The sequence below is a fragment of the Parafrankia sp. FMc2 genome (assembly GCF_041008525.1).
Classification (GTDB): Bacteria; Actinomycetota; Actinomycetes; order Frankiales; family Frankiaceae; genus Parafrankia.
The window spans coordinates 1-834 of sequence record NZ_JBFLUG010000453.1 but is presented as its reverse complement, the minus strand read 5'-3'; the positions used below and the strand labels follow the sequence as shown (position 1 = coordinate 834).

Annotated in this window: 1 protein-coding gene; it reads right to left on the bottom strand. The window is 64.5% G+C overall.

Annotated features, from left to right (window positions below; all coding sequences use genetic code 11):
• Positions 1–295, bottom strand: a 295-nt coding sequence (locus AB1460_RS37895) for a reverse transcriptase N-terminal domain-containing protein (RefSeq protein WP_368967411.1), incomplete at its 3' end; no start/stop codon positions are given.
• Positions 296–834 lie beyond the last annotated feature (539 nt).

Sequence of the window (834 nt, the reverse complement as noted above, 5' to 3'; positions counted from 1 at the left end):
AGGTCAGGGCGACCCGCCCGTCGACGCCACCGGCACGGCGGCCGGTGTTGCGCTGGCTCACCTGCCGCACGCTGACCAGCGTGTTGGCTCGGCTGCGCAGCATGAGCTTCTGCAGGTTGCGCACCTGTTTCCAGTCGCCTGCCTGCGCCGCCTTGAAGATCCTCTGCCGTAGCCGCCGTACCTTGTTCTCCTCAGTCCGCCAGTCAAGGGCGTCCCAGTCGAGTGGCTCCTCGGATCCGTTCACCATGGCGTGGGACACGCCGACCGCCGCCATATCGACGGTGGTGGTGGTCATGTCCTGCTCCATGGCGCCTAACATGCTCCTCGGATTCTGGCGGTTCGTGGGCATCGACTCGTTCAAAGGGCTACCCGGCTCGCGTCAGCTTCCTTTCGGACCCAGGCACCAGGCCTGGTATGCGGCCAGTTATACGGATACGGCCGGGTGGAGGTCCAGCCACCTGCGCCCGCTTTCCTGTTGCCTTTCGACATGCCGCCGTTCGCTTCTCGAGCCATCCTGTCTCGCCACGGGATTCAGCCCCCCTTACGGTCGGCTTACCGGGGACAGGTCAACTTCCCCGGACCGTAGCGAGGTTTCCGCGTTCCGCACGTGTGAGATGCGACCGGTGTCGGGTGTCCTCTCTACCCCGGAGCCGTGGTGCTCGCGCAGCCAAGCACATACCCCCGGCTGCCACCGCCGTTTCTCAACGGCAGGCCCTAACCGCCGTATCGGCATCCCATCACCGGCGTTCTTTCTTAACGAGGCTTCCATCGAGGCTTCACCTTATTCACCCTTCCGGTCTTCCCCTTGCCTGTAGCCTGTGGATGGATCACCGA